The organism is Amycolatopsis sp. NPDC043889 (assembly GCF_056435645.1).
In genome coordinates, this window is the sequence record NZ_JBWKEC010000009.1 from 151,691 (window position 1) to 178,071 (window position 26,381).

The 26,381-nt window shown below is 68.9% G+C and carries 23 protein-coding genes; 9 read left to right on the plus strand and 14 right to left on the minus strand.

Annotation, left to right across the window (positions count from 1 at the left end; translation table 11 throughout):
• Position 1: 1 nt before the first annotated feature.
• From AC0685_RS19560 to AC0685_RS19585, 6 genes are all read right to left on the minus strand, one after another.
• On the minus strand, positions 2-832 hold the full coding sequence (locus tag AC0685_RS19560; protein WP_478226820.1) for a carbohydrate ABC transporter permease: 831 nt from the start codon (positions 830-832) through the stop codon (positions 2-4).
• Positions 829-1,815 carry a carbohydrate ABC transporter permease gene (locus AC0685_RS19565; protein ID WP_126733995.1) on the minus strand — a complete coding sequence of 329 codons (987 nt, stop codon included), beginning with the start codon at positions 1,813-1,815 and terminating at the stop codon, positions 829-831. Before AC0685_RS19565 ends, AC0685_RS19560 begins: the two co-directional genes overlap by 4 nt.
• Positions 1,812-3,104, minus strand: a complete 1,293-nt coding sequence (locus tag AC0685_RS19570; protein WP_478226821.1) for an extracellular solute-binding protein — start codon at positions 3,102-3,104, stop codon at positions 1,812-1,814. Before AC0685_RS19570 ends, AC0685_RS19565 begins: the two co-directional genes overlap by 4 nt.
• Before the next feature lie 383 nt (positions 3,105-3,487).
• Positions 3,488-3,910, minus strand: a complete 423-nt coding sequence (locus AC0685_RS19575) for a DoxX family protein (protein ID WP_478226822.1) — start codon at positions 3,908-3,910, stop codon at positions 3,488-3,490.
• 135 nt (positions 3,911-4,045) lie between these two features.
• Entirely contained in the window at positions 4,046-6,085 is a 2,040-nt protein-coding gene (locus AC0685_RS19580) for a hypothetical protein (protein ID WP_478226823.1), read from the minus strand.
• Positions 6,086-6,163: 78 nt separating this feature from the next.
• Positions 6,164-6,961, minus strand: a complete 798-nt coding sequence (locus AC0685_RS19585) for a thioesterase family protein (protein ID WP_478226824.1) — start codon at positions 6,959-6,961, stop codon at positions 6,164-6,166.
• Positions 6,962-7,019: 58 nt separating this feature from the next.
• Here AC0685_RS19585 and AC0685_RS19590 point away from each other — a divergent pair, with 58 nt between their 5' ends.
• Together AC0685_RS19590 and AC0685_RS19595 are read left to right on the plus strand one after the other, a co-directional pair.
• A complete protein-coding gene (locus AC0685_RS19590; RefSeq protein WP_478226825.1) occupies positions 7,020-7,715 on the plus strand; it encodes a TetR/AcrR family transcriptional regulator in 696 nt (231 codons plus the stop codon).
• Positions 7,716-7,724: 9 nt separating this feature from the next.
• Complete coding sequence (locus AC0685_RS19595; RefSeq protein WP_478226826.1) at positions 7,725-8,930, plus strand: PP2C family protein-serine/threonine phosphatase; 1,206 nt, start codon at positions 7,725-7,727, stop codon at positions 8,928-8,930.
• A 1-nt stretch (position 8,931) separates the two neighbouring features.
• Here the strand turns inward: AC0685_RS19595 and AC0685_RS19600 are convergent, their stop codons facing one another.
• Complete coding sequence (locus AC0685_RS19600; protein WP_478226827.1) at positions 8,932-9,501, minus strand: YdeI/OmpD-associated family protein; 570 nt, start codon at positions 9,499-9,501, stop codon at positions 8,932-8,934.
• 90 nt (positions 9,502-9,591) lie between these two features.
• Between AC0685_RS19600 and AC0685_RS19605 the strand changes: the two genes are divergently transcribed.
• Positions 9,592-9,951 (plus strand): arsenate reductase family protein, encoded by a 360-nt coding sequence (locus tag AC0685_RS19605; protein ID WP_478226828.1) that lies wholly within the window; start codon positions 9,592-9,594, stop codon positions 9,949-9,951.
• Positions 9,952-9,987: 36 nt separating this feature from the next.
• Here the strand turns inward: AC0685_RS19605 and AC0685_RS19610 are convergent, their stop codons facing one another.
• Complete coding sequence (locus AC0685_RS19610) at positions 9,988-11,169, minus strand: MFS transporter (RefSeq protein WP_478226829.1); 1,182 nt, start codon at positions 11,167-11,169, stop codon at positions 9,988-9,990.
• 77 nt (positions 11,170-11,246) lie between these two features.
• Here AC0685_RS19610 and AC0685_RS19615 point away from each other — a divergent pair, with 77 nt between their 5' ends.
• Complete coding sequence (locus tag AC0685_RS19615) at positions 11,247-11,789, plus strand: ArsR/SmtB family transcription factor (RefSeq protein ID WP_478226830.1); 543 nt, start codon at positions 11,247-11,249, stop codon at positions 11,787-11,789.
• A 49-nt stretch (positions 11,790-11,838) separates the two neighbouring features.
• Here the strand turns inward: AC0685_RS19615 and AC0685_RS19620 are convergent, their stop codons facing one another.
• A complete protein-coding gene (locus AC0685_RS19620) occupies positions 11,839-12,996 on the minus strand; it encodes an epoxide hydrolase family protein (RefSeq protein ID WP_478226831.1) in 1,158 nt (385 codons plus the stop codon).
• A gap of 61 nt (positions 12,997-13,057) precedes the next feature.
• Between AC0685_RS19620 and AC0685_RS19625 the strand changes: the two genes are divergently transcribed.
• Positions 13,058-14,017 (plus strand): helix-turn-helix transcriptional regulator, encoded by a 960-nt coding sequence (locus AC0685_RS19625; protein ID WP_478226832.1) that lies wholly within the window; start codon positions 13,058-13,060, stop codon positions 14,015-14,017.
• 18 nt (positions 14,018-14,035) lie between these two features.
• Here AC0685_RS19625 and AC0685_RS19630 read toward each other — a convergent pair whose 3' ends face one another.
• Entirely contained in the window at positions 14,036-15,697 is a 1,662-nt protein-coding gene (locus tag AC0685_RS19630; protein WP_478226833.1) for an LTA synthase family protein, read from the minus strand.
• Between the two features lie 62 nt (positions 15,698-15,759).
• Positions 15,760-16,899: an RsbRD N-terminal domain-containing protein gene (locus AC0685_RS19635; RefSeq protein ID WP_478226834.1), complete on the minus strand. Its 1,140-nt coding sequence runs from the start codon at positions 16,897-16,899 to the stop codon at positions 15,760-15,762.
• Between the two features lie 144 nt (positions 16,900-17,043).
• Here AC0685_RS19635 and AC0685_RS19640 point away from each other — a divergent pair, with 144 nt between their 5' ends.
• Genes AC0685_RS19640 through htpG form a run of 4 tightly spaced genes read left to right on the plus strand, consistent with a single transcriptional unit; the run spans position 17,044 to position 22,412 of the window.
• Entirely contained in the window at positions 17,044-18,267 is a 1,224-nt protein-coding gene (locus AC0685_RS19640) for a YncE family protein (RefSeq protein ID WP_478226835.1), read from the plus strand.
• Positions 18,264-18,881, plus strand: a complete 618-nt coding sequence (locus AC0685_RS19645; RefSeq protein WP_478226836.1) for a hypothetical protein — start codon at positions 18,264-18,266, stop codon at positions 18,879-18,881. The genes AC0685_RS19640 and AC0685_RS19645 overlap by 4 nt, the downstream gene beginning before the upstream one ends.
• Positions 18,882-18,930: 49 nt before the next feature.
• On the plus strand, positions 18,931-20,517 hold the full coding sequence (locus AC0685_RS19650) for an alkaline phosphatase D family protein (protein WP_478226837.1): 1,587 nt from the start codon (positions 18,931-18,933) through the stop codon (positions 20,515-20,517).
• A gap of 29 nt (positions 20,518-20,546) precedes the next feature.
• Positions 20,547-22,412 carry a molecular chaperone HtpG gene (gene htpG / locus AC0685_RS19655; protein WP_478226838.1) on the plus strand — a complete coding sequence of 622 codons (1,866 nt, stop codon included), beginning with the start codon at positions 20,547-20,549 and terminating at the stop codon, positions 22,410-22,412.
• Positions 22,413-22,469: 57 nt separating this feature from the next.
• Here htpG and AC0685_RS19660 read toward each other — a convergent pair whose 3' ends face one another.
• The 3 genes from AC0685_RS19660 to AC0685_RS19670 are packed head-to-tail and all read right to left on the minus strand — an operon-like array spanning position 22,470 to position 26,319.
• Positions 22,470-24,509, minus strand: a complete 2,040-nt coding sequence (locus AC0685_RS19660) for an iron ABC transporter permease (protein WP_478226839.1) — start codon at positions 24,507-24,509, stop codon at positions 22,470-22,472.
• Positions 24,509-25,486, minus strand: a complete 978-nt coding sequence (locus AC0685_RS19665; protein WP_478226840.1) for an ABC transporter substrate-binding protein — start codon at positions 25,484-25,486, stop codon at positions 24,509-24,511. Before AC0685_RS19665 ends, AC0685_RS19660 begins: the two co-directional genes overlap by 1 nt.
• A gap of 17 nt (positions 25,487-25,503) precedes the next feature.
• On the minus strand, positions 25,504-26,319 hold the full coding sequence (locus AC0685_RS19670; protein WP_034317853.1) for an ABC transporter ATP-binding protein: 816 nt from the start codon (positions 26,317-26,319) through the stop codon (positions 25,504-25,506).
• Positions 26,320-26,381 lie beyond the last annotated feature (62 nt).

The following is a 26,381-nucleotide window of genomic DNA, read 5'->3' on the forward strand; positions in this document are numbered from 1 at the left end:
ACTATCCCTTCACTGCGCCTGCGGTCAGGTTGGACACGAGCTTGCGCTGAACGATGATGAAGAACACCAGTGCGGGCACGGCGTAGATGACCGACGCCGCCATGATGCCGCCCCAGTCCACGGAGAACGCCGTGCGGAACGAGGACAGCCACACCGGCAGCGTCTGCTTGTTCTGGTCGCGCATGAACACGAACGCGAACAGGAACTCGTTCCACGCGGTGATGAAACTGAACACCGAGGTGGTCACCAGTCCCGGCGCGAGCAACGGCAGCGTCACCCGGCGGAAGGCGCCCGCCCGGCTGCATCCGTCGATCATCGCGGCCTCTTCGAGGTCGTACGGGATGCCGTTGACGAAGCCGTAGAGCATCCAGCACGTGAAGGGCAGCGTCGCCGCGAAGTACACCAGCAGCAGCGAAGGCAGCTGGTTGAGCAGCCCGGCGTCGCGCATCAGCAGGTACATCGGGATCAGCAGCGCCTCGAACGGCGCGAGCTGCGCGACCAGCACCAGCATCAGGAAACCCTTGCGCCCGCGGAATCGCATGCGGGACAAAGTGACCGCGGCCAGTACGCCCGCGACGAGCGAGCACAGCACGGCGCCGATCGTGACGATCAGGCTGTTGGTGAGGTAGGTGGTGAAACCGGGCTTCGTCAGCGCCGTGACGAAGTTTTCGAACGTCACCGAGAGCGGGACCAGGTCGTAGTCCGGTGACAGGACCTGGCCCGGCGTCTTCAGCGAGGACGTGACCATCCAGTACGTCGGGAAGACGAACAGGAGGGCCACGATCACCCCGAACGTGCCGAGGCCGATCCGCTGGATCAGGGACTTCTTCATGACAGGTCGGCCTCCTTCGTGCGCACCAGCAGCTGGACGTACCGGGCGGTGAGCAGGATCAGCACGAGCATCATCAGCAGGGCGGCGGTCGCCGCCAGGCCGAAGTGGTTGCCCGCGAGGCCCTTGAGGTACATGTAGACCGGCAGTGTCGTGCTGGCGCCGTCCGGCCCGCCCTGGCGGATCGCCCACACCTGGGCGAACAGCTTGAAGTCCCACAGAACCGACAGGAACGTCACCATGGTGAGGATCGGCCGGATGGCGGGCCAGCTGACCGCCCAGAACGCCTGCCAGGCGTTCGCGCCGTCGATGCCCGCGGCCTCGTACTGCTCCTTCGGGACGCCGAGAAGCCCGGCGTACAGGGTGAACGCCACGAACGGCACGGCCTGCCAGACGACCAGCAGGCCGATGACGGTCAGGGTGCTCGGCCCGGTGGAGAACCAGGAATGCCCGATGAACCCGTCGAAGCCGAGTTTCGCGAGCGTCTTGTTCAGGATCCCGTACTGCTGATCGAAGATCCACTGGAAGACCGTGGTCGTCGCGAGCACCGGGGTCGCCCACGCGAGGATCAGCGCGACCTGCAGGATCACCCGGACGACCGGGTTGAGATGCCGCATCAGCAGCGCCATGAAGAGCGCGAGCAGCAGGGTGGTGAGCACGACCGCGGCGGTGAACACCAGCGTGCGGACGGTGATCTCCCAGAATTCGGGGTCGGACAGGATCTCGGAGAAGTTTTCGAACCCGATCCAGACCATTTCTCCGGAGACCAGCTCACGGAGGTCGAGCTTGCGGAAACTGATCCCGATCAGCTGCAACGTCGGCCAGCCAAGCAGGACCAGGATCGCGACCAGCGCGGGAAGGATCAGCAGATACGGTGCCGTCCGTTCGCCGAGACGGAGGCGCCGATTCGACTTCGGCGGCTTGATGCGCGGCGAAGCCGGCGGGGAAGACCCCGCCGGCGTCGTCACATCTTTTGTCGTGGTCATCCGCCGATGAGCTTGTCGAGCGCGGCGTTGGCGTCGGCGGCCGCCTGGTCGAGCGATTTCGTTCCGGTCAGGTAAGCGGTCATCATGTCCTTGATCGGGTTCTGGCCGGACTCGACGTCACCCCACTTGGGGCTGGTCGGCACGGCGCGGCCGTTCTTGGCCGCCTCGGCCATGACCTTGCCGAACTCGCTGCCGGCGAGGGCGGAGACGTCGGTCGAGGTACCGGGGACGTAGCCGGCCTTGGCGAACTCGGTCTGGTACTTCGGGGTGCTGATCAGCTTGACGTAGTCCTTGGCCGCGGCCGCGTTCTTGCTGTTGGCCGGGATGACCAGGTTGGAGCCACCGAGGAAAACCGGGGCAGGCTTGCCGGCGGTCTTGCCGGGGATCGGGAAGGCGCCCGACTTCCCCTTGATCGACGGGTCGGTCTTGGCGGCGGTCTCGATACCACCCGACACGGCGATCATCATCGCGACCTTGCCCGCGCCGTAGATACCTTCCTGCTGCGGCGTCGCTTCGTCGGCGTCCTTCGGCGCCTTGGTGCCGGAAGCCTCGGTGAGCTGCTTGTAGAACTCGAGCCCGGCCTTCGCCTGCGGGGTATCCAGGGTCGACTTGAAGGACTTCCCGTTGGCCTGCGCGATGTCGCCGCCCTCGTCCCAGATGTAGGACAGCAGCTCGTACCAGTTCTGGCCGGGGTGGTAGAGGGCTTGGAACTCGGGGTCGCTGCCGAACTTGGTCTTGAGCTTGGTGATCGCGTCGAGCCATTCCGTCCGCGACTTCGGCGTCGCGGTGATACCGGCCTGCTCGAACATGTCCTTGCGGTAGATGACCTCACGGTTGGCCGCGTAGAACGGGACGCCGTAGGTCTTGCCGTCGAACTCGCCCGAAGCCTTGAGGCCCTGCAGCCACTGCGCGCCGTTGAAGTCGTTCACGCTCGACGTGAGGTCGGCGAGCACGCCCTGGTTCGCGAACGCGGGGGTCTGGGTGTTGCCCAGCTCGATCACGTCCGGCGGGTTGTCACTGGCCAGCGCGGTGGTCAGCTTCTGCTGGATGCCGTTCCACTGCTGGATCTCGTACTTGACCTTGACGCCGGGGTGCGCGTCTTCGAATTCCTTGTGGAGCGAGTTCGTCAGGGCTTCCGGGGCGGTCCCCGTCATGAGCCAGACCGTGAGCGTGCCGTTCGAGGCCGGAGCGCTCGAATCCGTGCTGTCGCCACTGCCGGAACCGGCGCAGCCCGCCGTCGCGAGGGTGATGGCGGCGGCGCCCGCAGCCATCTTGAGCCAGCGCTTCACTCGTGCCGTCCTTTCGATGCCCGGCCACCATGCCGGGCTCCCACAAAATGGTGTAGACCAATGCGGGCAGCGTGGTACGTACCACTCCGGCTGTCAAGCAGGTGGCCGGTTCGTTGTAAACGAGCCGCAATCTTTCACCTTGAGTGAGCGCATGATCACGCTGATGATCGGATTTCGGCACTGTCGTCAGTGCCTCGCGAGGCGCGCTGACATGCGGTTTTTCTTTGCCTGTTCCGGTGATCGGGGCATTCGGCGGGAGTCCTTTGCGCCGTTCGGTGCAAAGATGGCGCGCGTTCGCCTAACCCGGGCGCGGCACGGTGATCACGGTCGAGGCCGGGGCCGCCGACGCGTTGCGAAAGCCACAGTGCAACGCCTTTCGCGGGCTAGCGCAGGTCCTCGTCGTCGGCGGGCGGCTTGATGCCGAGCAGCGCCCGCGTCTGATCCTGGAGGAACCACGCCAGCGTCGCGCAGGCGATCAACAGGATGAGCGGCAGAACCGGGCCGCCGTTGGGGAGGATGAACAGCTCCGTGATGCTCGCGCCGACCATGACCCCGGCCAGCAGGAGCGCCGACGGGCCGCCGAAACGGGGGATGAGCAGCCCGATCGCGCCGCCGACCTCGAGCACGCCGGTCACGTACCGGAGCCACTGCCCGAGCCCGATCTCGGCGAAGGTCTGTTCGGTGTGGCCGCCCGCGAACAGCAGGTAGCCGCTGTAGAGGAACTCGGCGGCGAGCGCGACGCGCACGACCCACACCACGATCGAGCCGATCGACAGGCTTCGGGTACCGCTGGCTCCGTCGGACATGCCAGGCATCTTTCTCCTGGTGAGCGCGGCTGGGCAAGTGCCGAGTGGGTACAGGTGGTCGTGAGTGGCGATTCGGGCTCTAACCCGAATCGCCACTCACGACCCCGGTGAGCCGAACGCGGGTCAGGTCGCACGTCACTGCTCACCGAGGAGTATCTGTTCGAGCAACAGGTCCACGTCCCGGGCGGACTCGGCTTCGCCTATCCGGTGGAACGTTTCGGCGGCACGGAGCGCGCGGCGGGCGGCTTCCCGCACCCGGCCCGCGGCGCTGAGCACGTGGGCGGCGACGTGGTCGAGCTGGGCGGCGAGATGCTCCCTGACGGGCGCGGTTTCGGTTTCCACGGCGTGCACGGCGGTTTCCGCGGCGTCGAGCGCGGTCAGCGCCGCGTCGAGGTCGCCGGACCGCAGCCGGGAGAGCGTGGCGGCGTTGCGGCAGGTGGCGGCCACGTAACCGCCGCCGATCGCCGAGGCCGCGTCGGCGGCCCGCGCGTAGAAGTCGGCGGCGTTCGCGCCGTAGCCGAGCAGGTCGAGTTGCTCGGCGGCGGCCATGCTCACCGAGATGTAGGAATGCCCGGTGTCGCCCGAGTCCTGGAGTATTTCGGCGAGGACGGCGTATTCGTCGAAGGCGCGTGAGGATTCGCCGAGGGCGCGGTAGCTGTCGGCGAACATCCACCGGCAGCGGTGCGCCCAGTCCGGTGACGCGGTGAGCAGGGCGATGGTGCGGGGCGCGACGTCGAGCACGTCGTCGTAGCGGCCGGCGCCGTGCAGCGCGGTGACGAGGACGTACCAATGTTCCGCGGTGTCCTTGCCTTTCGACGCGGCGACACCGAGGGACGCGTAGGCGTCGTCGACGGCTTCGGAGAACCGGCCGGTGCCGATCAGCGAGAGCGCCCGGAGGTGGCGGAGATGTCCGCGCAACCGTTCCGGGCCGCCCACGGGCAGCGTCGACAGCAGGTGCTCGACGAAGATGTCCAGTTCGTCGAGCGCACCTGTGCGTTCATACGCGATCCGGACCTGTTCGACGGCCTCGACGGCCTTCTCTCCGACGTTTCCGACGATGAAGGCGTCCGTCGCCGCCCGCGCGAGGTCCAGTGTGGTCACCGGATCCTCGCCGTCGCCGTTGCGCAGCGACGCTTCCAGGCACAGAAGGGTGCCGTGGAGCAAGGGATCGCCCGCTTCGCGAGCCCGCCCCGCTCCCCGTCGCAAGGCCTCGTACGCCTCGGAGGCCCGGCCCTGTCCGGAAAGCACGTGCGCCAGCCAGTATTCGCCCCAGCAGGCGGCGCGATCGTCCGTCCCGGCGCGCAACCGCGCCGCGGCCACCGTCGTCAGCGCGACCCCGGTCTCGGCCTGATCGTCGAAGACGAGCCAGAGGCCGAGCCAGCATTGGTTGAGCAGGAAACGGATTTCGTCGTTCTGACCCCGGAATCCGGCCGCGGCGTCGCGTAGCCGTTCCTCGGTGTCGTCGCCCTGGAAGAAGATCGCGCGCAGTTCGGTCAGCCGAGGGGCGATTTCGTCCGGGACGGTTTCGATCGCCGCGAGACAGGCTCGTGCCTCCTCCGGCTCGCATCGGTGATTGTGGATCTCCGCGCGGATGACGAGTTCCTCCGCGGACAATCCCGGCGGGGGCACGATCGGGGCACGGGGGAGCGCGGCAGGCAGGAGCGGCACGAATTCCGCGACCGGGTTCGCGGCCATCTTCCGTTCGGCGTACGCGGTGAAGTAGCCGGTGTGATCGCGTTCGTCGAGTTCTTCGGCTTCGACGAACGCCGCCGCCCGCATTCGCCGGTGGAGCCTGTTCAGGGGAACACCGTCGTACGGTCCGTTGAGAACGAACGGGATCTCGCCGTATCCGGTTTCCGTCAACCGGCGGGTGAGCAGCGCGGCCGAGGCGAAGAACTCCAGCCTGTCCACGGCGTCCGCGTGGTCGCCCACACCGTCCAAAAGCGACAGAAGATCGACACCGGTGTGCTCGTTGCCGGTGAGGGCGCAGAACTCCAGTCGCAGCGCGTGATCGCCGTAGCGGAGCGGATCCCCGGCGGACGCCCTCGTCACCCATCGGTAGGTCGACGCGGCCTCGGCGTACTTGCCGGCGGCAGCCAGTGGCACCAAGGTCCGGCAGAGCCGGGTGATCTCGGCTCCGCCGGAGCCGTCCGCGCGGCGCGGTTCCGCTTCCATGGTCCTGCCCCCAGAACAATGACGTCGACGCCGGATCTTAACTCCCGGCGCCGCGTCATGGTCCTGCTTTCGGGTGGTTCAGGGGACGCGTACGGCGGCGATTTGCGTCGCTTGCCCGATCAACCTGTTCTTCTCGTCCCAGAGTTCGGCGACCTCGTCCATCCGGTCGCCGCCGATCTCGCCCGCGCGCATCCGCACCCGCACCGGGCCCGGCGCCGGGATCCCGCGCAGGTACGCGGTGAACTGGACGGTCGGCGCCCAGCCCGCGATGCCGAGGTCGTAGGAGATCGGCGGCACCGGGTCGAGTGCCACGAGCAGGCTCACCGGATCCCAGTCGGTGCCGTCGGCGAGCCGCAGCCAGGACGAGATGACGCCTTTCCGGGACGGCTGTCCCACCGCGAACCCCGCCGAGGCCGGGTCGATCCGCTGCTCTACGACGTCCATCAAGCCGATCCGGAAGCCGCCCCCGCCGTCGGCCGGTATGGGCAGGCAATTCTGCTCCGGCGGGATCTCGACCGGGTCCACTCCGGACCACCATGCGTCACCGTCGGTCAGCACGCCCTGCGTGATCAGGGCTTCGGTGCAGGGCTCGCCGTGCTGGCTCAGCCGCGTGCGCAACTGGGTGAGGCCGCGGCCTTCGCGCAGCACCTCGACCTCGACGACCGCCGGGCCGGGCTCCGGGGCCACGGAGAACGAGCCGCTGATCGCGGTCAGATGCGGATGGGAGGAGATCTCGGCGGCGGCCCTGGCGAGTACGGCGAGCAGATAGCCGCCGTGCAGCTTCGTTCCGATCGTCCACTGTGGATCGAGTTCGGTGTCGAACACCGGGTGCTCGCCCCGGCGGACGAGGGCGGTCGCGGTCTGGAAAGGCGCCATGGCTCAAGCTGACATCGTCAAGTTGACGGTGTCAAGTCAATGCTGGCAGCATCACGGCATGGGCGCGAAGCGGACGAAGGCGCGGCCGGGTGAAGGGGAGAAGCTGCGGGGCGAGATCCTGTGCGCCGCCGAAGCCCTGCTCGGCGAGGCGGGGACCGACGAGGCGCTGACGCTGCGCGCCGTGGCGCGCCGGACCGGCGTCTCCACACCGTCGGTCTACGCGCATTTCCCGAGCCGCGACGCCTTGCTGGAGGCGGTCTGCCTGCGGGTGTGGGACGAACTCGCGCACCGGATGCGCGAACACGCCGTTGAGGTCGCCGATCCGATGCGCGCGCTGAGCCGGTGCGCGCGGGTGTACGCGCGGTTCGCGCTCGACCATCCGGTGCAGTACCGGGTGCTCCTGATGCGTCCCTCCGCCGGCTCGTCTCCCGGTGCGGTCGCCTGTTTCCGGTATCTCGCCGACGCGACGACCACTTGTGTGCGGGCCGGCATCCTGCGCGGCGAACCGGAAGTGCTCGCGATGGGCCTCTGGTCGGCGATGCACGGCTGCGTGAGCCTGCTGATCGCCCAGCCGGGGTTCGGCTGGCCGGAGGAACCCGAGGCGCTGATCGACACCGTCATCCGGATGGCCGGTCTCGGCACGGCACTCGCCTGCCGCGTCCCGCGGGACGCCATTCCGTCGAGTGCCGTACTGACGGAGGACCTCGACGGACTGGCGGCGGGCTGGGCGGTGCGGGCCGGGCGGACTGGATAGGCTCTGCGCATGTCCGAGACCCCGACCGCCGACGAGCGGCTCAAGGTGCTCGAGGCCATCACCGACACGTCCTTGGGGAAACTCGGTCAGGACAAGGTGATGGCCACGATCCTGGCGCGCGTGCGCGAAGTCCTCGGGGTGGACACGGCCACGGTGCTCCGGCTCGACCCCACAGTGCAGCAGCTGCAGGCCATCGCCGCCTCCGGGATCGAGGAGGAGGTCTACCAGGACGTCCGGATCCCGGTGGGAGCCGGTTTCGCGGGACGGGTGGCCGAGCAGCGGCGGCCGGTCATCATCGATCGCGTGGACGAGACCACGGTGGTGAACGCGCTCCTGTGGGAACGGGGGCTGCGCAGGCTGCTCGGGGTGCCGATGCTGGCCGAAGACGAGCTGGTCGGCGTCCTGCACGTCGGGTCGGTGACGGCGCGGGAGTTCTCCGAGACCGACGTCGAGCTGCTGCGGCTGGTGGCCGCGCGGCTCGCGCTGGAGGTGCAGATCGACGTCGCCGCCAGCGATCGCGCGGCCGCGGCGGCGCTCCAGCGGAGCCTGGTGCCCGCGCGGCTGCCCGCCGTCCCCGGGATGAAGTTCGCCGCCCGGTACGTGCCGGGGACCGAGCCCGGCGTCGGCGGTGACTGGTACGACCTGTTCCCGTTGCCGGACGGCGGTCTCGGCATCGTGATGGGTGATGTCGCCGGGCACGGCCTCAACGCCGCGGTGATCATGGGACGGCTGCGGAGCGCCCTTCGCGCCTACGCGCTCGAATCGGACGACCCGGCGGAAGTGCTGTCCAAACTGGACCGGAAGGTCCAGCATTTCGAGCCGGGAGCGCTGGCCACCGTCGTTTACGGGTCGGTGTCGGCTTCGCGGGACCGGTCGGTGATCTCGCTGGCCGGGCACCTGCCTCCGGTGCTCGCCGCGCCCGACAGCCCTTCGGTGTTCGTCGAGGCCCCGGTCGACCCGCCCATCGGTGTCACCGGACCGCGGCGACGAAGAACCGAGATCGAACTGCCGCCCGGCGGCGTGCTCGCCTTCTACACCGACGGTCTCGTGGAGCGCCGGGACCAGCTGATCGACGTCGGTTTGCAACGGCTCGCCGGCGTGGTCACCACCGATCCGCCTTCGGTGGTGTGCGCGCGGGTGATGGCCGCGCTCGTCGGCGCCACGCCGGCGCAGGACGACATCGCCCTCCTCGTGGCCCGCCGCGAACGGAACTGAGTCACCGGACCGGGTGGTTGGCGCGGAGGTTCACGGCCGCGAGCTCGACAGTCCTGGCGATCCGCCGCTCCCGGGTCTCCGGCTTCTTCGCCGTCAGGATCCATTCCAGGATCAGCCTTTTCGACGATGGCGGGAACTTCTCGAAATGGGTGCGGGCGGCCTCGTCGGCGTCGAGCCGGGCGCGCAGGTCCTCGGGGACGCCGTCGCCGTCCGGCACGACCTGCCAGCGGCCCTTCTCCTTGGCGAGATCGATCATCGCCTGCCCGCGTTCGGTCATCAGTCCCTCGGCGATCAGGCGAGTGGCCCGCTCGCGGTTGACCCGGCTCCACGAACTCCTGGGGTTGCGCGGAGTGAACCGCAGCCGGGAGCTCGTGGCGTCGTTCTTGCGGTGCAGCCCGTCGATCCAGCCGAAACACAGGGCCTGCTCCATCGCCTCTTCGATGCGGACGCTGGGAACGCCGCTGTCCTTGTGCCGGATGACCAGCCAGACCTCCTTCGCGGTCCCGGCGTGCTCGGCCAGCCAAGCGCGCCACTCGGCGGGAGAGGCGGCGGTGAAGGTGGTCTCGTCCATGGCCGGGTTCCTTCCGTCGTAACGTCTGTGACCATCATCGGAAGCAAAGTGCTCACCGAGTGGGCGCTTTTCGAAGGGAGGTGGCCCCGGATGGAGATCTGGGTGAACCCGGCGTGTTCCAAATGCCGGTCCGCGGTGTCGATGCTGGACGAGGCGGGAGCCGAGTACACCGTGCGGAAGTACCTCGAAGAGCCGCCGACGGCGAAAGAACTGAAGGCCGTCCTCAAGCGGCTCGGCCTCGAGCCGTGGGACATCACCCGCACCGCCGAGCCGATCGCGAAGGAACTCGAGCTGAAGACGTGGGGGCGCACACCCGTCGACCGCGATCGATGGATCGAGGCGCTGGTCACCCATCCGAAGCTGATCCAGCGGCCGATCATCACCGCCGACGACGGCACGACCGTCGTCGCTCGGACCCCGGAGGCCGTGCAGTCGGTGCTGCCAGGCTGACCGCCTCGTGAGTGGTGAGGACGGTTAGAACCGTCCTCACCACTCACGAGGGGTGAGCAGCACCAGCGTCAGGATCACGGCGGCCGCGCCCGCGAACACCGGTCGCAGCCCGAAGGTCTCCGCGAACAGCCCGGCCGCCGCGGCGCCCAGTGGTTTGGTGCCCCACGCGACGAGCCGGTGGCCGCTGGTGGCCCGCCCGAGCAGATGGTCCGGGATGATCCGCTGCCGCAGTGAAACGACGACGACGTTCCACACCATGACCCCGGCCCCGCCGAGGAAGAAGACCGCGCCGATCACGTACGGATTCGCGGTCACCGCCGGGATTCCCGCGAACGCGGCGCCGGTGAGCAGGCTGAGTACCAAGGCGCGGGAACGGCCGAGCGCGAGTTCGATCCGCTCGGCCGCGAACGACCCCGTGAAACTGCCGAGGGCGATGGTGGCCAGCAGGAAACCGTAGGCCTGTTCGGACAGTCCCATCGCCGACGACGGTCCCACCGCGTGGAGCACGAAGAGCGTGATCACCGCGCTCGTGGCGAGGTTGAACCCGCCGACCATGATCGCCAGGATCCGGAGAATCCGGTTTTCCCAAAGGAAACGCAGACCTTCGACGAGATCTTCGTGCACGCTCGTGTCCCGCGTCCGTTCGGCGCGGAACGAGCCCGGGACGACGAAGAGTGCGACGATCGCGACGATCCAGAGCGCCGATGGTGCGGCGAACGCGGCGAAAGCCCCTGCGGCGACAAGGAAACCGCCCAGCGGCGGGCCGGCGAACTCGTTCGCCGTGAGTTCGGCGGCGTAGAGGCGGCTGTTGGCCCGCGTCAGCCGTTCGCGGCCGACGACCTGGGGGAGGATCGCCTGCGCGGCCGTGTCGTGGACCGTCTCGGCGAGCCCGAGACCCAGCGCGACGACGTAAAGCAGCCAGATCGACCCGTGTCCCAGCGCGATCGCCGCCGCGAGCGCGGCGAGCAGGCTCGCGCGGACCACGTTGGCGGCGAGCATCGCGCGGCGGCGGTCGACGCGGTCGGCGAGCACGCCGGCGTGCAGGGCGAACACCAGCCACGGCAAGGACGACACGGTCGCCAGCCCCGCGATGAGCGCCGGCGACCGGGTGAACTGGACGGCCACCAGTCCGAGCGCGATCTTGACGATCCCGTCGGCCAGGTTCGACAGCCCCGACGAACTCCACAGCCGCCAGTAGGGGGTCCCGAGCGAGGTCACCGATGGAGGATCGCACATCGATTGAGAAAACTCCATCGATGTTTCTCTTCTCCATCGGTCGGCTACGCTGCGGTGTCATGGACGATCAGGTCGCCGCGAGGGTCGCGGACCGGCGGCGCGAGGCGACGGCGCGTGAGGCCAAGGCGCTCGGTCATCCCTTGCGGCTGCGCATCCTCCGGCTCTGCGGCGAGCGGGAACTGACCAACAAGGAACTCGCCGTCAGGCTGGACAAGGATCCCGGAACCGTGCTCTACCACGTGCGGCAGCTCACCGAGGCCGGTCTGCTGGAGCAGGCCCCGGTGCGCACCGGGGCGAGCGGCGCGCTGGAGAAGCCCTACCGCAGCGCCGGCAAGTCCTGGTGGCTGGACGGGCCGTTGAACGGCGAGGACGAAGACACCCGGTTCGGGCCGATCGAGGCCTTCCAGGACGAACTCCGCGAGGCCGGGCCGGGTTCGGTGCGGGTGGTCGAGCGGTTCGCGCTGCACCTCTCGCCGGAAGAGGCCACCGAACTCGACAACCGCATCCTCGACATCCTCGACGAGTATGTGGCGACCGACCGGCAGCGGCTCGACAGGCCGCTGCTGAACGGGATCTTCCTGCTGCACCGCATGGCCGAGTGACCTCGTGAGTGGTGAGGACGGTTAGAACCGTCCTCGCCACTCACGAGGGTCACGCCAGCTTGCGGAAGAACTGCCGAATGTCGCCCAGCAGCAGATCCGGCGCGTCCTGCGTCGCCCAGTGGCTGCCGCGGTCGAATTCCTGCCACGAAACGATGTTCGCGTGGTCCCGCTCGGCGAAGCGCCGCAGCGGCCGGAAGTCGTAGGCGAAACTCGCCAGCCCGGTCGGCGCGGTCGTCGGCTCGGCCGGGTGCTCGCTGTGCTTGTCCTCGTAATAGAACCGCGCCGCCGAGGCAGCGGTGTTGGTGAGCCAGTACAGCGTGGCGTTGGTGAGCACGTGGTCGTCACTCGTGGCCGAGAGCAGCTGCGCGCTCCATGCCAGCTGCCCGGTCGGCGAGTCGGCCAGCGCGTGCGCGAGGTTCTGCGGCGCGCTCTCCTGGAGTTTGGCGTAGCCGGACATGTCGTCGTTGAAGGTCTGGAGGAACTGCATGTACTCCAGTTCCTTCTCGGTCATGCCCTCGAACTCCGCCGGGTCGCCGCTGGGGAAGGAGAACAGCTGCGTGACGTGCACGCCGATCACGTGGTCCTTGTCGACGCGGCCGACCTCGGGGGCGACGAACGAACCGGCGTCGTTCCCGTGCGTGCCGTAGCGCTCGTAACCCAGGCGGCGCATCAGCTCGGCCCAAGCCTGAGCGGTGCGGTACCGGTTCCAGCCCTTCTCGCGTGTCGGGCCGGAGAAGCCGAACCCGGGCAGCGACGGGATGACCACATGGAACGCTTCGGCCGCATCGCCCCCGTGGGAACGCGGGTCGGTCAGCTGGTCGATCAGGTCGAGGTATTCGAAGACCGAGTTCGGCCAGCCGTGGGTGAGGATCAGCGGCTTCGCGTCCGGCTCCGGCGAGCGGACGTGCAGGAAGTGGATGTTCTGCCCGTCGATCTCCGTGGTGAACTGCGGGTACTCGTTGAGCTTCGCCTCCCACTTGCGCCAGTCGTAGCCCTCGCGCCAGTACGACACGAGCCGCTGCACGTATTCCAGGGGCACGCCGTACTCCCAGCCCGGCGTGACCGGTCCGCGCTGCACCCCGTCGGTCACCTGGTCGGCGGGCAGTTCGTTCGCCCAGCGGACGCGGGCCAGGCGGTCGGCCAGGTCGTCCAGCTCGGCCTGCGGGATCTCGACGCGGAAGGGCTTGATCTCGGTGTTTTCGTTCATGAGACCAAGGTAGGGTTTCATTAGGAACGTTCCGTTCCTAAAGGAGGAGCATCCTGAAAAAATGTTGGAAACTTCGGCACGACTACTCCGTTTGCTCTCCCTCCTGCAGACTCCCCGTGACTGGACCGGTACTGAACTGGCGGAACGCCTCAAGGTCAGCCCCCGGACGATCCGCAACGACGTCGAGCGGCTGCGCGCGCTCGGCTATCCGGTGGACGCGACCCGCGGTTCGGTCGGCGGATACCGCCTGGGCGCGGGCGCTGATCTGCCACCGTTGCTGCTGGACGACGAGGAGGCCGTCGCCGTCGCGATCGGCCTGCGCACCGCGGCGGGCGGCACCATCGCGGGTGTCGAGGAGACGTCGTTGCGCGCGCTCGCCAAGCTGGAGCGGGTACTCCCGTCCCGGTTGCGCCGCCGGGTGAACGCCTTGCAGGCGTACACGGTCCCGGTGCCGAGGGACGAGCCCGGCCCGCGTGTCGCCGCCGAGACGCTCACCGTGCTGACGGCGTGCTGCCGCGATCGTGAGGTGCTGCGGTTCGGTTACCTGACCCACGACGGTTCGGAAAGCGTCCGCAAGGTCGAGCCGTATCGCCTGGTGAACTGGGGGCGCCGCTGGTACCTCGTCGCCTGGGACCTCGACCGCGGCGACTGGCGCACGTTCCGCGTCGACAGGCTGACGCCGCGCGTCCCCACCGGTCCGCGGTTCACCGCGCGCGAACTGCCCGAGGACGTCACGGACCGGGTGCGGCGCGGCGTCTCGTCCGCCGCATGGCGCTACCGGGCCGAGGTCACCGTGCACGCGTCCGCGGAGGAGGTGACCGCGCGGATCAACCCGGCCGTCGGGACCGTGGAGGCCGTCGACGCGAACACGTGCGTCCTGCGCACCGGCGCGGACAGCATCGAGACAATGGCTGTCCACTTAGGACTGCTCAACTGTCCTTTCCGCGTCACCGAACCCCCGCAATTAGTCGACTACTTGCGCGAGTTGGCCGACCGGTATCGCGACGCCACCCGCATTTAGTCCTCTGAATGCGGGGTTTCAGCGAGCGAAGGTGGTCAGGAACCGGTCCCGGAACGCGTCCATCTTCCACACCGGCGCGTTCCGGTCCGGGTTCAGGCCGTCCTGCCAGTTCCAGCCGGCGATCTTGCCGAGTACCGCCTTGTCCCGCGTGACGACCGTGATCGGGACGTCGTGATCCGCGCCCGGGCCGGCGACGATCGGGTTCGGCTGGTGATCGCCCAGGAACACGAGCACGAGATCGTCGTCCCCGTACGTCTCCACGTACGAGATGAGCGAGTTCAGCGAATAGGCGATCGAGTCGCCGTACGCGCCGCGCACCTTGGCGGGGTCGGTGAACACCTCTTCGGGCGTTTTCCCTTGCGAGGGCATGGGTTTGTAGATCGACCCGTCCCCGACGGCGGCCCAGTCGACCATACGGGGGAGCGGCGTCCACGGCCAGTGACTGGTGACGAGGTCGATCTCCGCCATCAGCGGCGGACGGTCCACCTTCGCGCGTTCGGCGCGCTGGAAAGCCGAAAGCGTGAACTGGTCCGGCATCGTGGCGTAGGAGAACGGCGGGCCGCGATAGCCGATGCCGCGTGAGTCGTAGTAGCGGTCGTAGCCGTAGACCTTGCCTTCGGGCCAGTCCTCGGTATGCGCCGGGACGACGCCGACCGTCTCCCAGCCCGCCCGTTTGAACGCGCCGCCGAGGGTGAACCGGTCGGTCTTCACGAAGTCGTCGTAACGGTGCTGGCTGTCGACCCAGACCCCGGATTGGAACGTCGAGTGCGCCAGCCAGCTCCCCGCGCTCGTCGTCGGCGAGGTCAGGAACGCGCTGCGCGAGCCGTATCCGGCGTTCTTCAGCCGCGCCGTCCCGGCGTCGAGAACCGCGTCGACCTTCGGCGCGATGTCCGAGTCCTGGACGGCCACTCGCCCGTAGCTCTCGACGAAGGTGAACAGCACGTCCTTGCCCCGCAACGCGTTCAGGAGCCCGGAAGCCGGAGTGTCACGGAAAGCGTCGGCGGCGATCTCCTCGGCGAAGGCCTCTCTGTCCCGGATACCGGCTCGCACCTGGCGGAGGTCGTCGTAGGCGAAGGCGACCGCGCTGCGTGACGCGAACGGCTGTCCCGGAGCGAGTTGCGCGCCGGTGACCGCGCAGACCATCCAGAGCACGCTGAGCACGGCCGTCACCCGGGTCGACGCGGTGCGCCGTCCGGCCACCACCCGGCTCAACCGCAGGACGGCGAGCGCCATCAGCACGATCACGACCACGGCCAGCAGCGTCAGCCCGGCGAACGACGCGAGCGCGCCCGCCCGGCCGATCGACGTGCCGAGCAGGTCGACACCGTTGCCGAGCACACCCCAGTCGAACACCGGGTTGAACCGCCGGTTCAGCGCGAGCCCGAAACCGATGTCGATGGCCTTGAGCACGGTCAGGAACCCGAGGAGCGCGCCGGCCGACACCGCGACGACGCGTCGCGCGCCGTCGCGCAGCATGAGTACGACCGCCACCCCAAGCAGCGCCTCCACCGGCAGCCGCACGAACGCCTCCGGCGTCAGCCCGTCGAGGTCGTCCGGCGCGAGCAGGGCGAACAGCACGAGCACCGTGGACGCGGTCGTCGCCGCGCTGGACGCGATCTCGCGGGCTGTCGTCCGGTCGCCGGGCAGGCCGGCCAGTGCGGGACGCGGGAAAACCGACAAGGCGGGTTCCTTCCGGGGTGGACTGCCTTCATCGGGTTACACGGACGAGGGGCTCCGGCGGTTCAGCCCGATCGCCACGTGCGCAGCGCCCACCACCAGCTGACGGTGTGCCTCACATGCGCTCCGCCGTCTTCCTCCGGCGGGTCGAGCGACGTTCCGGTGATCTCGCCCAGCCGGGAAAGCCGATATCGGACGGTGTTCGCGTGGACGTGCAGCGCGGCGGCCGTCTGGTCGAGCCGCCGCCCGTGGTCGAGGTAGGCCAGCGCGGTCGAGACGAGTTGCTCATGGAAGGGGTCGCCTGGCGTCAGCGCGTTCAGCAGGGTGCCTTCGAGCAGCGCGGCGAGCCCCGGCTGGGCGGCGAGCGCGGTCTCCACGGCCAGATCCGCCACCGCGTGCAGGCCGCGGGATCGCGCGGCTGTCGGCAGGGCCATCACGCACAGGGCGTACGTGCCGCGGACCTCGGCGAGCGGGACGGCGGGGGAGGCCACCATGAGCACGTCGTCCCCGAGCGCCGACGGGGTGGGGAGCCGCGGCGCCAGCCCGGCCAGCCGCCCTTCGACCAGGCCGAAGACGCCACCCGTCGCGCCGAGCCGTCGCTCGACGACGCGTGCCTGGTACGGATCGCCGACGTCGGAGAGCAGGCAGTGGTGGCGCCCGCCCGGGTTCAGCCCGGCGTTCGCGACCTCCTCGGCCGAAGGCGCCGTCGTGTCGCCGCCCAGCAGCCGCCGCAGCAACCGGGCGCGGCTGTCGTGCACCGTGCGGGAGAGTTCGAGTTCGGCTTCGTGATATCCGGCGATGACCTGGCGTTCGAGCGCGCGGGTGTTCCGGTCGAAATCGACCAGCGCCGCCAGCATGACGTCGTCCGGCACCCCGGCCGCCTTGCCGCGTTCGACGGCGATCTCCACCGCGCGGCTGCGGCCCGCCTGCACCCCGCGCAGCAGCGCGGCGAGCGGCACGCCCTGCGCGGCCCTGTCCGCGCCGAGCACGGCGGCCGCGGCGTAGTCCTGCTCCCCGGCTCCGCCCGGCCGGTCGAACGAGGCGAGCCCGGCGGCGAGCACGATCGCGACATGCCGCCGGTTCTCGTCCACCGGCAATCGTGCCACTTCGGGCGACTCCGTGCGGGCGGCCCGGACCACTTCGTCGACGACGCCGGCGTCGGCCGCCATCTCCCGCAGCACGTCGTGGAGCGACCGGTGCGCCATCGCCACCGCCTTCCCGCGCGGATTGTGCCCGGTGCACAACGAAGCCGGCGGTCCTTGGCGACCGTCCCCTACCGAGGGTGTCCGGCCGGTTGGTTTCCTGTGAGCTACCGAAAGGTAACAGGCCCTCGCCGAAAGGTGCGCCCGATGCGGAAACGCCGGTTGCTGAACACCGTCCTCGTGACCTGCCTCGCCGCGGCAGTGGGCTCGGCGCCCGCCGCCGCGGCGGACGAACTGCGACAGGTCCTGTTCGTGGGCAACAACTGGGAGGGGACCGCGGACGTCATCGCGCCCTCCGGGGACTACGCCAAGATCGCGCGCGTGAACATGGTGCCGGACAAGGACGAACGGCTCACCGAGATCTACCTGAACCCGATCAAACTCGCGTTCTTCCTCGGCATCCGCAACGGCGTCGGCGAGGGACACGACCAGCTCGTCGACGACCTCTACACGACCCCGGACGGCCGCGCGGTCGTCGCGTCCCGCCCGAGCTTCGCCGACGTCGTGTCGATCGACCTCGCCACCGGCAGGGTCAACTGGCGGTTCCCGGTGTCGGGTTTCCGGTCCGACCACATGGCGGTGTCGCCGGACGGCCGCAGCATCGCGGTCTCCGCTTCGACGTCGAACACCGTTCACGTGCTCGACATCGAGACCGGGCGGCAGCTCGGTTCGTTCAAGACCGGCGACAAACCGCACGAGAACACCTACACCGACGGCGGCCGCTACCTCTGGAACAGCTCGATCGGCGAGGTGAACACCGCGCTCGACGCGCCGTGGCAGGACTTCACCAAGGGCGACCGGAAGCTCACCGTGGTCGACGCCAACACCTTTCAGCAGGTCAAGGTGATCGACATGCGCGAACGCCTGGACGCCTTCGGGCGCAAGGACCTCTCCGACGCGGTCCGGCCGGTGGCGTTCACCCCCGACGAGTCGAAGCTGTACTTCCAGGTGTCGTTCTTCAACGGGCTCCTCGAATACGACGTCGCCACCGACCGGATCACGCGGTCGAAGACGCTGCCGAAGAACCCGAACACCAGTGAGGACCGCACGACCTGGGTCAACGATTCGCGCCACCACGGGCTCTCGATGAGTCCCGCGGGCGACAAGCTCTGCGTCGCCGGGACGATGGACGACTACGCGACCATTGTGGACCGTGCGAGCCTGCGAGAAGGACAGCTCGTGACCGCCGCGAAGCCCTACTGGGCGACCGTGAGCGGCGACGGAAAGCATTGCGTCATCTCGGAAAGCGGCTCGGATCAGGTGACCGCGATCGACTTCGCGACCGGCGCGAAGGTCAAGTCCGTGCCAGTCGGCGACCACCCGCAGCGCATTCGGATCGGCCACGTGCGCACCGGTAGTCTGCGCGGGTGAGCGAAGAGATCTGGGCGGCCCTCGGTGCGACATCCCTCGACGAGGTGCGGCGGCGTGCCGCGGTGATCGACGCGGTCACCGAGATCGAGCCGATCGAGGTGGACGGCGCGGTGCGCTACGCCTGGAACGACGGCGGCGGCCAGTCGGCCGTCTGGTATTTCACTCCGGACGGGCGCGCGCTGCTGCTGACCTTCGACCACGAATCGGCGTTGAACCTGTACGCCGAAGGCACCTACTCGGTGCAGGAGGCGCTCTACGGCGGTGTCCCCGAAGACCTCGTCGCGCTGGTGCGGAACCGGCCGGAGAACTACGAATCCCTGAACATCGTCGATGCGGAGACGGGGGCGACGATCCTCTACGCCGGTGGCGTGTTCTGGTTCGACGGAACGAGGTGGGCCCAGGCCGAAGGTTTCCTCGCCCACTGCCGCCGGGAGGGGCTGGACCCGCTGAGCGAGTCGGGGTTCACCTACTGCCTCGGTGACTACCGGTTCGGCGAGGAATTCACCCCCGAGGCGATCGTCGAGGACCGGGCCGCCGACGGCTGGTACGAGGACGACGCCGAACGGGAGAAGTCGCTGGCCGAGATCCGCGAAATCTTCTCGCGGCTCGGCTGAGGCTCCGCTCAGCGCACGATCTTGGCTTCGTTGTGGCACCGTTTCGGGAATGAGTCTGCGCCTGGGGCCGTTGCTGCGGCATGTCGACGAGACGTCGGCGACGGTGTGGGTCGAGACCGGCACGGCCAGTGAGGTCGAAGTACTCGGCACGACCGCGAGGACGTTCGAGATCAAGGGCCACCACTATGCCCTGCTCGTGCTGACCGGTCTCGAACCCGGCACCAGCACCGAATACGAAGTGCGCGTCGACGGCGAAAAGGCCTGGCCTCTGCCTGATTCCGGGTTCCCGCCGAGCCGGATCAGGACCTTGCCCGAGGAAGAGTCGCGGGTCCGGCTCGTGTTCGGCTCGTGCCGCAAACCGCACGACGCTGCCTCCTTCGGCCCGGACGCACTGGTCGCGTATGCCCGCCGGATGGCGGTGGGCGAGGAATCCGAGTGGCCGCAGGCGTTGCTGATGCTGGGCGATCAGGTCTACGCCGACGAGACCACCGACGAGACGCAGGAATGGCTCTCCCGGCGTCGTGACATCTCGAAGCCGCCCGGGACCGAGGTGAAGGATTTCGAGGAGTACACCCACCTCTACCTCGAAGCCTGGGGTGAGCCGTCGATCCGGTGGCTGCTGTCCACCGTGCCGACGTCGATGATCTTCGACGACCACGACGTCCGCGACGACTGGAACACCTCGCACCCTTGGCGGGAGCGGATGCGCGCCCAGCCGTGGTGGCAGGAGCGCCTGCGCGGGGCGATCATGTCGTACTGGGTCTACCAGCATCTCGGGAACCTCGGCCCCGCCGAACTCGCCGAGGACGCGACCTTCCAGAAGGCCCTCACCTCGGGAGGGGACAACGCCGGCCTGCTCACCGCGTTCGCCGACGAGGCAGACGACGACCGCGACGGCACCAAAGGCGCGCGCTGGAGCTATCGCCGCGACTTCGGTGGAGTACGGCTGCTGGTCATCGACAGCCGGGCGGGGCGGATCCTGACGGGCGGTGCCCGGTGCATGGTCGACGACGACGAATTCGACTGGATCGAGAACAACGCCGCCGCGCCGTGCGACCACCTGCTGATCGGCTCCTCGCTGCCGTGGCTGCTGCCTCCGGTCGTCTCCCATCTGCAGGCTCTGAACGAGCGTGCCTGCGACCGTCCCGGGTGGCGCGGATGGCTCGCGGAGCGGATCCGCCAGGCCGCCGACCTCGAGCACTGGGCGTCTTTCCGGGCGTCGTTCGACCGGCTCGCCGCCATGATCGCGCGTGAGGGACGCCGGGACGAACCGCCCGCCACCATCGCGGTGCTCTCCGGCGACGTCCATCACGCCTACATCGCCGAGGCGCGCTATCCCGAGCCGGTGACCTCGACCGTCTTCCAGCTCACCTGCTCCCCGATCCACAACGCCATGCCGCGCCCGCTCCGGCTGGCCTTCGCCGCCACGTGGTCGTCGCCGGTGGCGTCGATCGCGCGGCGCTGGGCCCGCCGGGGCGGCGTCGCACCCGACCCGCTGACCTGGTCCAAGGTGTCCGGCCCGCATTTCGGCAACGTCATCGCCACGGTCGAGACCGAGGGCCGGGCGTGCGTCACGACGATCGAACGGGCCATCGGCGACCGGCTGGTCGAAGTGGCCAGGCGGAGGCTGGCCTGAGCCTGTTCCACGCTGGGTAATATCGGCGCGTGACAACCTCTGCCGAAACACTCGAGTTCCAGTCGGAGGCACGTCAGCTGCTCCAGCTGATGATCCACTCGATCTACTCGAACAAGGACACCTTCCTGCGGGAACTGGTGTCCAACGCCTCCGACGCACTGGACAAACTCCGCCTCGAAGCGTTCCGTGACAAGGACCTCCAGGCGGACACCGACGATCTCCACATCGAGATCGCGACCGACCCCGAAAACCGCACCCTGACCGTGCGGGACAACGGAATCGGGATGAGCCGGGACGACGTCGTGGCGCTGATCGGCACGATCGCGAAATCCGGCACCGCCGAATTCCTGAAGAAACTGAAAGAGACCAAGGATTCCGCGGCTTCGCAGGATCTGATCGGCCAATTCGGCATCGGCTTCTACGCCAGCTTCATGGTGGCCGACAAGGTCACGCTGCTGACCCGCCGCGCCGGATCGGACGAGGGCGTCCGCTGGGAGTCCGAGGGTGAGGGCACGTACACCATCGAGACGGTGCCGGACCTGCCGCAGGGCACGTCGGTCGTCCTGCACCTCAAGCCCGAGGACGCCGAAGACCAGCTCTTCGACTACACCTCGGCCACGAAGATCAAGCAGATCGTCAAGAAGTACTCGGACTTCATCACCTGGCCGATCCGCATGACCGAGGGCGACGAGGTCGTCACGGTCAACTCGATGAAGGCGCTGTGGGCCCGCCCCTCCAGCGACGTCACCGAAGACGAGTACAACGAGTTCTACAAGCACGTCGCGCACGACTGGAACAACCCGCTGGAGACGATCCGGCTCCAGGCCGAGGGCACCTTCGAGTACCAGGCGCTGCTGTTCCTGCCGGGCCACGCGCCGCTCGACCTGTTCATGCGGGAGCGCAAACGCGGCGTCCAGCTGTATGTGAAGCGCGTCTTCATCATGGACGACTGCGAAGCGCTGATGCCGGAGTACCTGCGCTTCGTGAAGGGCGTCGTCGACGCTCAGGACCTCTCGCTCAACGTCTCGCGCGAGATCCTGCAGCAGGACCGGCAGATCCAGTTGATCCGCCGACGGCTGGTCAAGAAGGTCCTTTCGACGGTCAAGACCCTGATGGCCGACGAGAACCCCTACAAGTACGAGACGTTCTGGAAGGAGTTCGGCCGCGCCGTCAAGGAAGGCCTGCTGGACGACCACGAGAACCGCACCGCGATCCTCGACATCTGCTCGTTCGCCTCGACGAACGATCCGGAGAAGCTCACGTCGTTGCGTGAGTACGTCGAGCGGATGAAGGACGGCCAGGAGCACATCTACTACCTGACCGGCGAGTCGCGGCAGAGCATCGAGAACTCCCCGCATCTGGAAGCCTTTCAGGCCAAGGGGTACGAGGTGCTCGTGCTCACCGATCCGATCGACGAGATGTGGGTCGACGCCGTCCCCGGCTACGAGGAGAAGCAGTTCCAGTCGGTCGCGAAGGGCGAGGTCGAACTCGACTCCGACACCACCGACGAGCAGAAGGAAGAGTTCTCCGGGCTGCTGACCTGGCTCACGAAGACCCTTTCCGACCAGGTCAAGGAGGTGCGGCTCTCGTCGCGGCTGACGACGTCGCCCGCCTGCATCGTCGGCGACACGAACGACGTCACCCCGACGCTGGAGAAGATGTACCGCGCGATGGGCCAGGAACTGCCGCAGATCAAGCGGATCCTGGAACTCAACCCGGGCCACCCGCTGGTGTCCGGGCTGCGGGACGCCTTCGCCTCGCAGGGCGAGAACGACGGACTCGCCGAGACCGCGGAACTGTTGTACGGCATGGCTTTGCTCGCCGAAGGCGGTGAACTGGGCGACCCCGCCCGCTTCACGAAGCTGCTGGCCACCCACCTGCAGAAGGCCCTGTAGTTCCGTGAAGGCCTCCTTCCCTACCTTGAGGGTAGGGAAGGAGGCCTTCACGGACTTCTACGGCCGGGTCTTCCAGAGCACCAGCACGAAATACGGTGTCCCGACCATCGCGATGACCAGGCCCGCCGGGATCTGGGCCGGCGCGATGACCGTCCGCCCGAGGGTGTCCGCGACGCTCACCAGCAGCGCCCCGAGCGCCGCGGCCACCGGGATCACCCGGCCGTGCCGTCCGCCGACGAGCGAACGCGCCAGATGCGGCGCGACCAGCCCGACGAACGCGACCACGCCGATCGCGGACACGGCGGTGGCCGCCAGGATCCCGGAGGCGGCCAGCATGACCAGCCGCGACCGTTCGATGCGCATCCCGAGCACGCGCGGGGTGTCCTCGTCGAGGGCGTGCAGGTCGAGTTCCCGGTGCTTGATCCACAGCAACGGCGTCAGCGCGAGGAGCGCCAGTGCCACGGGTGCGACCTGTTCCAGCGTGCGGCCGTAGGTCGACCCCGAAAGCCAGGTCAGCGCCTTGGCCGAGTTCCACGGGTCGGAGACCACGATCAGCAGCGTGATCAGCGCCATCCCGGCCGACCAGACCGCGATGCCGATGATCACCAGCCGGTCCGAATCCAGCCCCGACCGCCAAGCCAATCCGTAGACCAGCAAGAACACCACGGTCGCGCCGACGCCGGCGGCACCGGCGATCGACCAGGCACCGACCGCGGGGACGATGGTGATCAACGTGATCGCGCCGAGCCCGGCGCCCGCGGTGATGCCGAGCAGACCGGGTTCGGCGAGTGGGTTGCGGCTGACCGACTGGATCCCGCAGCCCGAGACCGCCAGCGCGGCACCGGCGAGCAGCGCGGCCAGCACCCGCGGAAGTCGTTGGTCCAGCACGAAAGTCAGCGCGGTCCCGGTGTTGCCGGTGACCCAGTTCGCGAGGTCGCCGAGCAGCACCATCCGGTCGCCCAGCATCAGGCCTGCCACCGGGACGGCGGCGAGCAGCGCCACCAGCACGACGGAAATGGCCACGAGCCGCCGGGTCGATCCGGCGACCCCGACCCGTCCTGCCGGAGCGGGACGGCGTGAGCCGCTGCCCCGCCCCCGCCGCGCCAGCCACACCATCACGACGGCGCCGACGATCGTGGTCACCACACCGGTCGGCACCCGCACGGCGGCGGCCGAACCCATGATCGCCCGCAGGACGACGTCGGCGCCGAGCACCGTCACCACACCGACCAGCCCGGACACCGGCAGCAGCGCGCGGTGTTTGGCGATCGGCAGCAGCAGCCGCGTGATCACCGGCGCGCTCAGCCCGACGAACCCGACCGGTCCGGCCACGGTCACCGCCGCCGCGGTCAGCGCGACGGTCAGCACGACCGCGCCGATCCGGGTCCGGCGCACCCGCAGGCCGAGCACGGTCGCGTTGTCGTCGCCGAGGGCGAGGACGTCGAGTTTGCGGCCCATCGCGATGAGCGCCGCCACGGCGATCACCACGATCGGTGTCATCTGGGCGGTCGCCCGCAGATCGGAAACGGTAAGCGAACCACTGCCCCAGGCGAACAGCCCGGACGTCTCCTGCTCGAACAGGAGCAGCAGCAGGATGGTCACCGACTGGAGCGCCAGCAACACCGCCGAGCCGACGAGCACCAGCCGCGGACTCGCCGAACCGCCTCCCGCCAGGCCCAGCACGATGACGGCCGCGGCGAGCCCGCCCGCGAACGCCGCCCCGCCCACCGGCACGAGCGGCAGCGAAAGCCCGAACGCGGAAATGGCCACCACGGCGAAATGCGCGCCCGCGTTGACCGCGAGCGTGTCGGGCGAGGCGAGCGGGTTCCGTGCCACGGACTGCATTCCCGCGCCCGCGACGCCGAGCGCGACCCCGAGCAGCAACGCGGCGAGCAGCCGGGGGACGCGCGAACCCTCCAGTACCGCGAGGGTCTGCGCGTCGCCCTGGCCGAAGATCGCCTTCACCACGTCCAGCGGACCGGACGTCGAGGTGCCCTGGGTCAGGTGGACGCCGGCGAGGACGACGATGAGCACCACCAGCGCCGCCGACACCACCGCGGTGCGCACGGCTTGCGGCGCGCGCAGTTCCTTGATCATCAGGCGGTGATGGCCTTCACGATCTGGTCGGCGGTCATGATGACCGACTTCGGCCCGCCGAAGGTCCACGTGCCGGCCTCCAGCTTGTGGATCTTCTTCGAGATCGCGAACGGCAGCCGCTGGTAGACGGCGTTCTGCGCGAGCCCGGTGGTGAAGACGTCTTCCTCCGACGCGCTGTAGAACAGCACGGTCTTCGGGTCGGTGATCGCGGTCAGGCCCTCGACGTCGGTCTGGCCGAGACCCCACTGCGGGTCGACCTTGCCGGTCCAGGCGTTCTTCAGGCCGACGGCCTCGGCGGTGTCGGAGACCAGCGAGCCCTTGCCGAACGGGCGGATGCTGACGGTGCTGCCTTCCAGGTAGCCGTCGGCCATCAGGAATGGGGTGCCCGCGGCGCCCTTGGCCTCGACGGCCTTCTTGCCCTCGGCGAGTTTGGCGTCCATTTCGGACAGTTGCTTGTCCGCTTCGGACTCCTTGCCGACCGTCTTCGCGATCAGCTTGAAGTCCTCGCGCAGGCGGTCGAAGTTGCGGCTCGCGTCGCTGGACTTGGTGACCACGACCGGCACGTACTTCTCGATCTGCGGCACCAGCGTCGAGTCGCGCTCGTCGGCGATGATGACGACGTCGGGGTTCAGCCCGACGATGGCGTCGACACTGGGCTCGTTGCGTTTGCCGACGTCCTTGACCTCGGCGGTCAGCGGGGCGGCCTTGTCCCAGACGTTGTAGCCCGCGACGTCCGCGGCGCCGACCGGCATGACCCCGAGCGACGCGACCATCTCGGCCTCGCCCCACTCGAGCGCGACGACGCGCTTGGCCGGGGCCTTGAGGTTGACGGCCTTTCCGCGCGCGTCGGTCACCGTGACCGGTCCGCTCGCGGCGGCGGTGTCGCTCGGCGCGGCCGCGGTGTTCTCGGTGGTGCCGCAGGCGGACAGCAGCAGGGCTGCCGCCGCGACGAGGGCGGCAGGGGTCAGCAAACGCATGGTTCTTCCTGGATTTCTCAGGCAGGCCTGGGCGAATGCCGCCCGAGTGGCCTGCAGTGGATCGCGCCCGTCACCGGGTCGTTCGCGACGTGGACGGTGACGCCGTAGGCCTGGGAGAGGTGCTCGGTGGTGAGCACCTGCCCGATGTCACCCGTGGCCACGATGGTTCCCTCGCTCAGCAGCACGACCTCGTCGGCGATGATCGCCGCGTGGTCGAGGTCGTGCAGCACCACGCCGACCGCGACGCCTTCGTTGGCCAGATCGCGGACGACGTCGAGGATCTCGACCTGATAGCGCAGGTCGAGATGGTTGGTGGGCTCGTCGAGCAGCAGCACGGAGGTCTGCTGGGCGAGACAGGAAGCGAGCCAGACACGCTGGAGTTCGCCGCCGGAGAGCTCGTCGACGCCGCGTTCGGCCATCGGCGTCACCCCGGTCAGCTCCATCGCGCGGCGGATCGCGGCGGCGCCGTCGACGTCGACCCCGCGCCAGCCCGAGCGGTACGGGTACCGGCCGTAGGAGACGACGTCGCGCACCGAAACGCCGCTCGGCGTGGGCCGGTGCTGGGTCAGCAACGTGACCCGCCGGGCGAACTCCTTGCCGGACAACGCGTTCCCGCCCCAGACGGCGCGTTCCCCGAGGCGGACGCCGCCCTCGCGGGGTTTGTGCAGCCGCGCCAGCGAACGCAGGAGCGTCGACTTGCCGGAGCCGTTAGGACCGACCAGCGCGGTCACCACGCCGGCGCGCAGCGACAAGGACACGCCGTCCACCACGGCCCGCTCTTGGTGCGCGAGCACCAGGTCATGGCCGGTGAGCAGCGCGTCTTCCGTAGACATGAGGGGAGCCTAACCTAAGGGAAGGCGTCAACCCATGTCACGAGAGACACAGAGCGCGGGGT

Excerpts from the sequence above, each read along its gene's own strand:
- AC0685_RS19560 (WP_478226820.1), bottom strand. The coding sequence starts at position 832 with ATGAAGAAGTCCCTGATCCAGCGGATCGGCCTCGGCACGTTCGGGGTG.
- AC0685_RS19565 (WP_126733995.1), bottom strand. The coding sequence starts at position 1,815 with ATGACCACGACAAAAGATGTGACGACGCCGGCGGGGTCTTCCCCGCCG.
- AC0685_RS19575 (WP_478226822.1), bottom strand. The coding sequence starts at position 3,910 with ATGTCCGACGGAGCCAGCGGTACCCGAAGCCTGTCGATCGGCTCGATC.
- AC0685_RS19580 (WP_478226823.1), bottom strand. The coding sequence starts at position 6,085 with ATGGAAGCGGAACCGCGCCGCGCGGACGGCTCCGGCGGAGCCGAGATC.
- AC0685_RS19585 (WP_478226824.1), bottom strand. The coding sequence starts at position 6,961 with ATGGCGCCTTTCCAGACCGCGACCGCCCTCGTCCGCCGGGGCGAGCAC.
- AC0685_RS19590 (WP_478226825.1), top strand. The coding sequence starts at position 7,020 with ATGGGCGCGAAGCGGACGAAGGCGCGGCCGGGTGAAGGGGAGAAGCTG.
- AC0685_RS19595 (WP_478226826.1), top strand. The coding sequence starts at position 7,725 with ATGTCCGAGACCCCGACCGCCGACGAGCGGCTCAAGGTGCTCGAGGCC.
- AC0685_RS19600 (WP_478226827.1), bottom strand. The coding sequence starts at position 9,501 with ATGGACGAGACCACCTTCACCGCCGCCTCTCCCGCCGAGTGGCGCGCT.
- AC0685_RS19605 (WP_478226828.1), top strand. The coding sequence starts at position 9,592 with ATGGAGATCTGGGTGAACCCGGCGTGTTCCAAATGCCGGTCCGCGGTG.
- AC0685_RS19615 (WP_478226830.1), top strand. The coding sequence starts at position 11,247 with ATGGACGATCAGGTCGCCGCGAGGGTCGCGGACCGGCGGCGCGAGGCG.
- AC0685_RS19620 (WP_478226831.1), bottom strand. The coding sequence starts at position 12,996 with ATGAACGAAAACACCGAGATCAAGCCCTTCCGCGTCGAGATCCCGCAG.
- AC0685_RS19625 (WP_478226832.1), top strand. The coding sequence starts at position 13,058 with ATGTTGGAAACTTCGGCACGACTACTCCGTTTGCTCTCCCTCCTGCAG.
- AC0685_RS19635 (WP_478226834.1), bottom strand. The coding sequence starts at position 16,899 with ATGGCGCACCGGTCGCTCCACGACGTGCTGCGGGAGATGGCGGCCGAC.
- AC0685_RS19640 (WP_478226835.1), top strand. The coding sequence starts at position 17,044 with ATGCGGAAACGCCGGTTGCTGAACACCGTCCTCGTGACCTGCCTCGCC.
- AC0685_RS19650 (WP_478226837.1), top strand. The coding sequence starts at position 18,931 with ATGAGTCTGCGCCTGGGGCCGTTGCTGCGGCATGTCGACGAGACGTCG.
- AC0685_RS19660 (WP_478226839.1), bottom strand. The coding sequence starts at position 24,509 with ATGATCAAGGAACTGCGCGCGCCGCAAGCCGTGCGCACCGCGGTGGTG.
- AC0685_RS19665 (WP_478226840.1), bottom strand. The coding sequence starts at position 25,486 with ATGCGTTTGCTGACCCCTGCCGCCCTCGTCGCGGCGGCAGCCCTGCTG.
- AC0685_RS19670 (WP_034317853.1), bottom strand. The coding sequence starts at position 26,319 with ATGTCTACGGAAGACGCGCTGCTCACCGGCCATGACCTGGTGCTCGCG.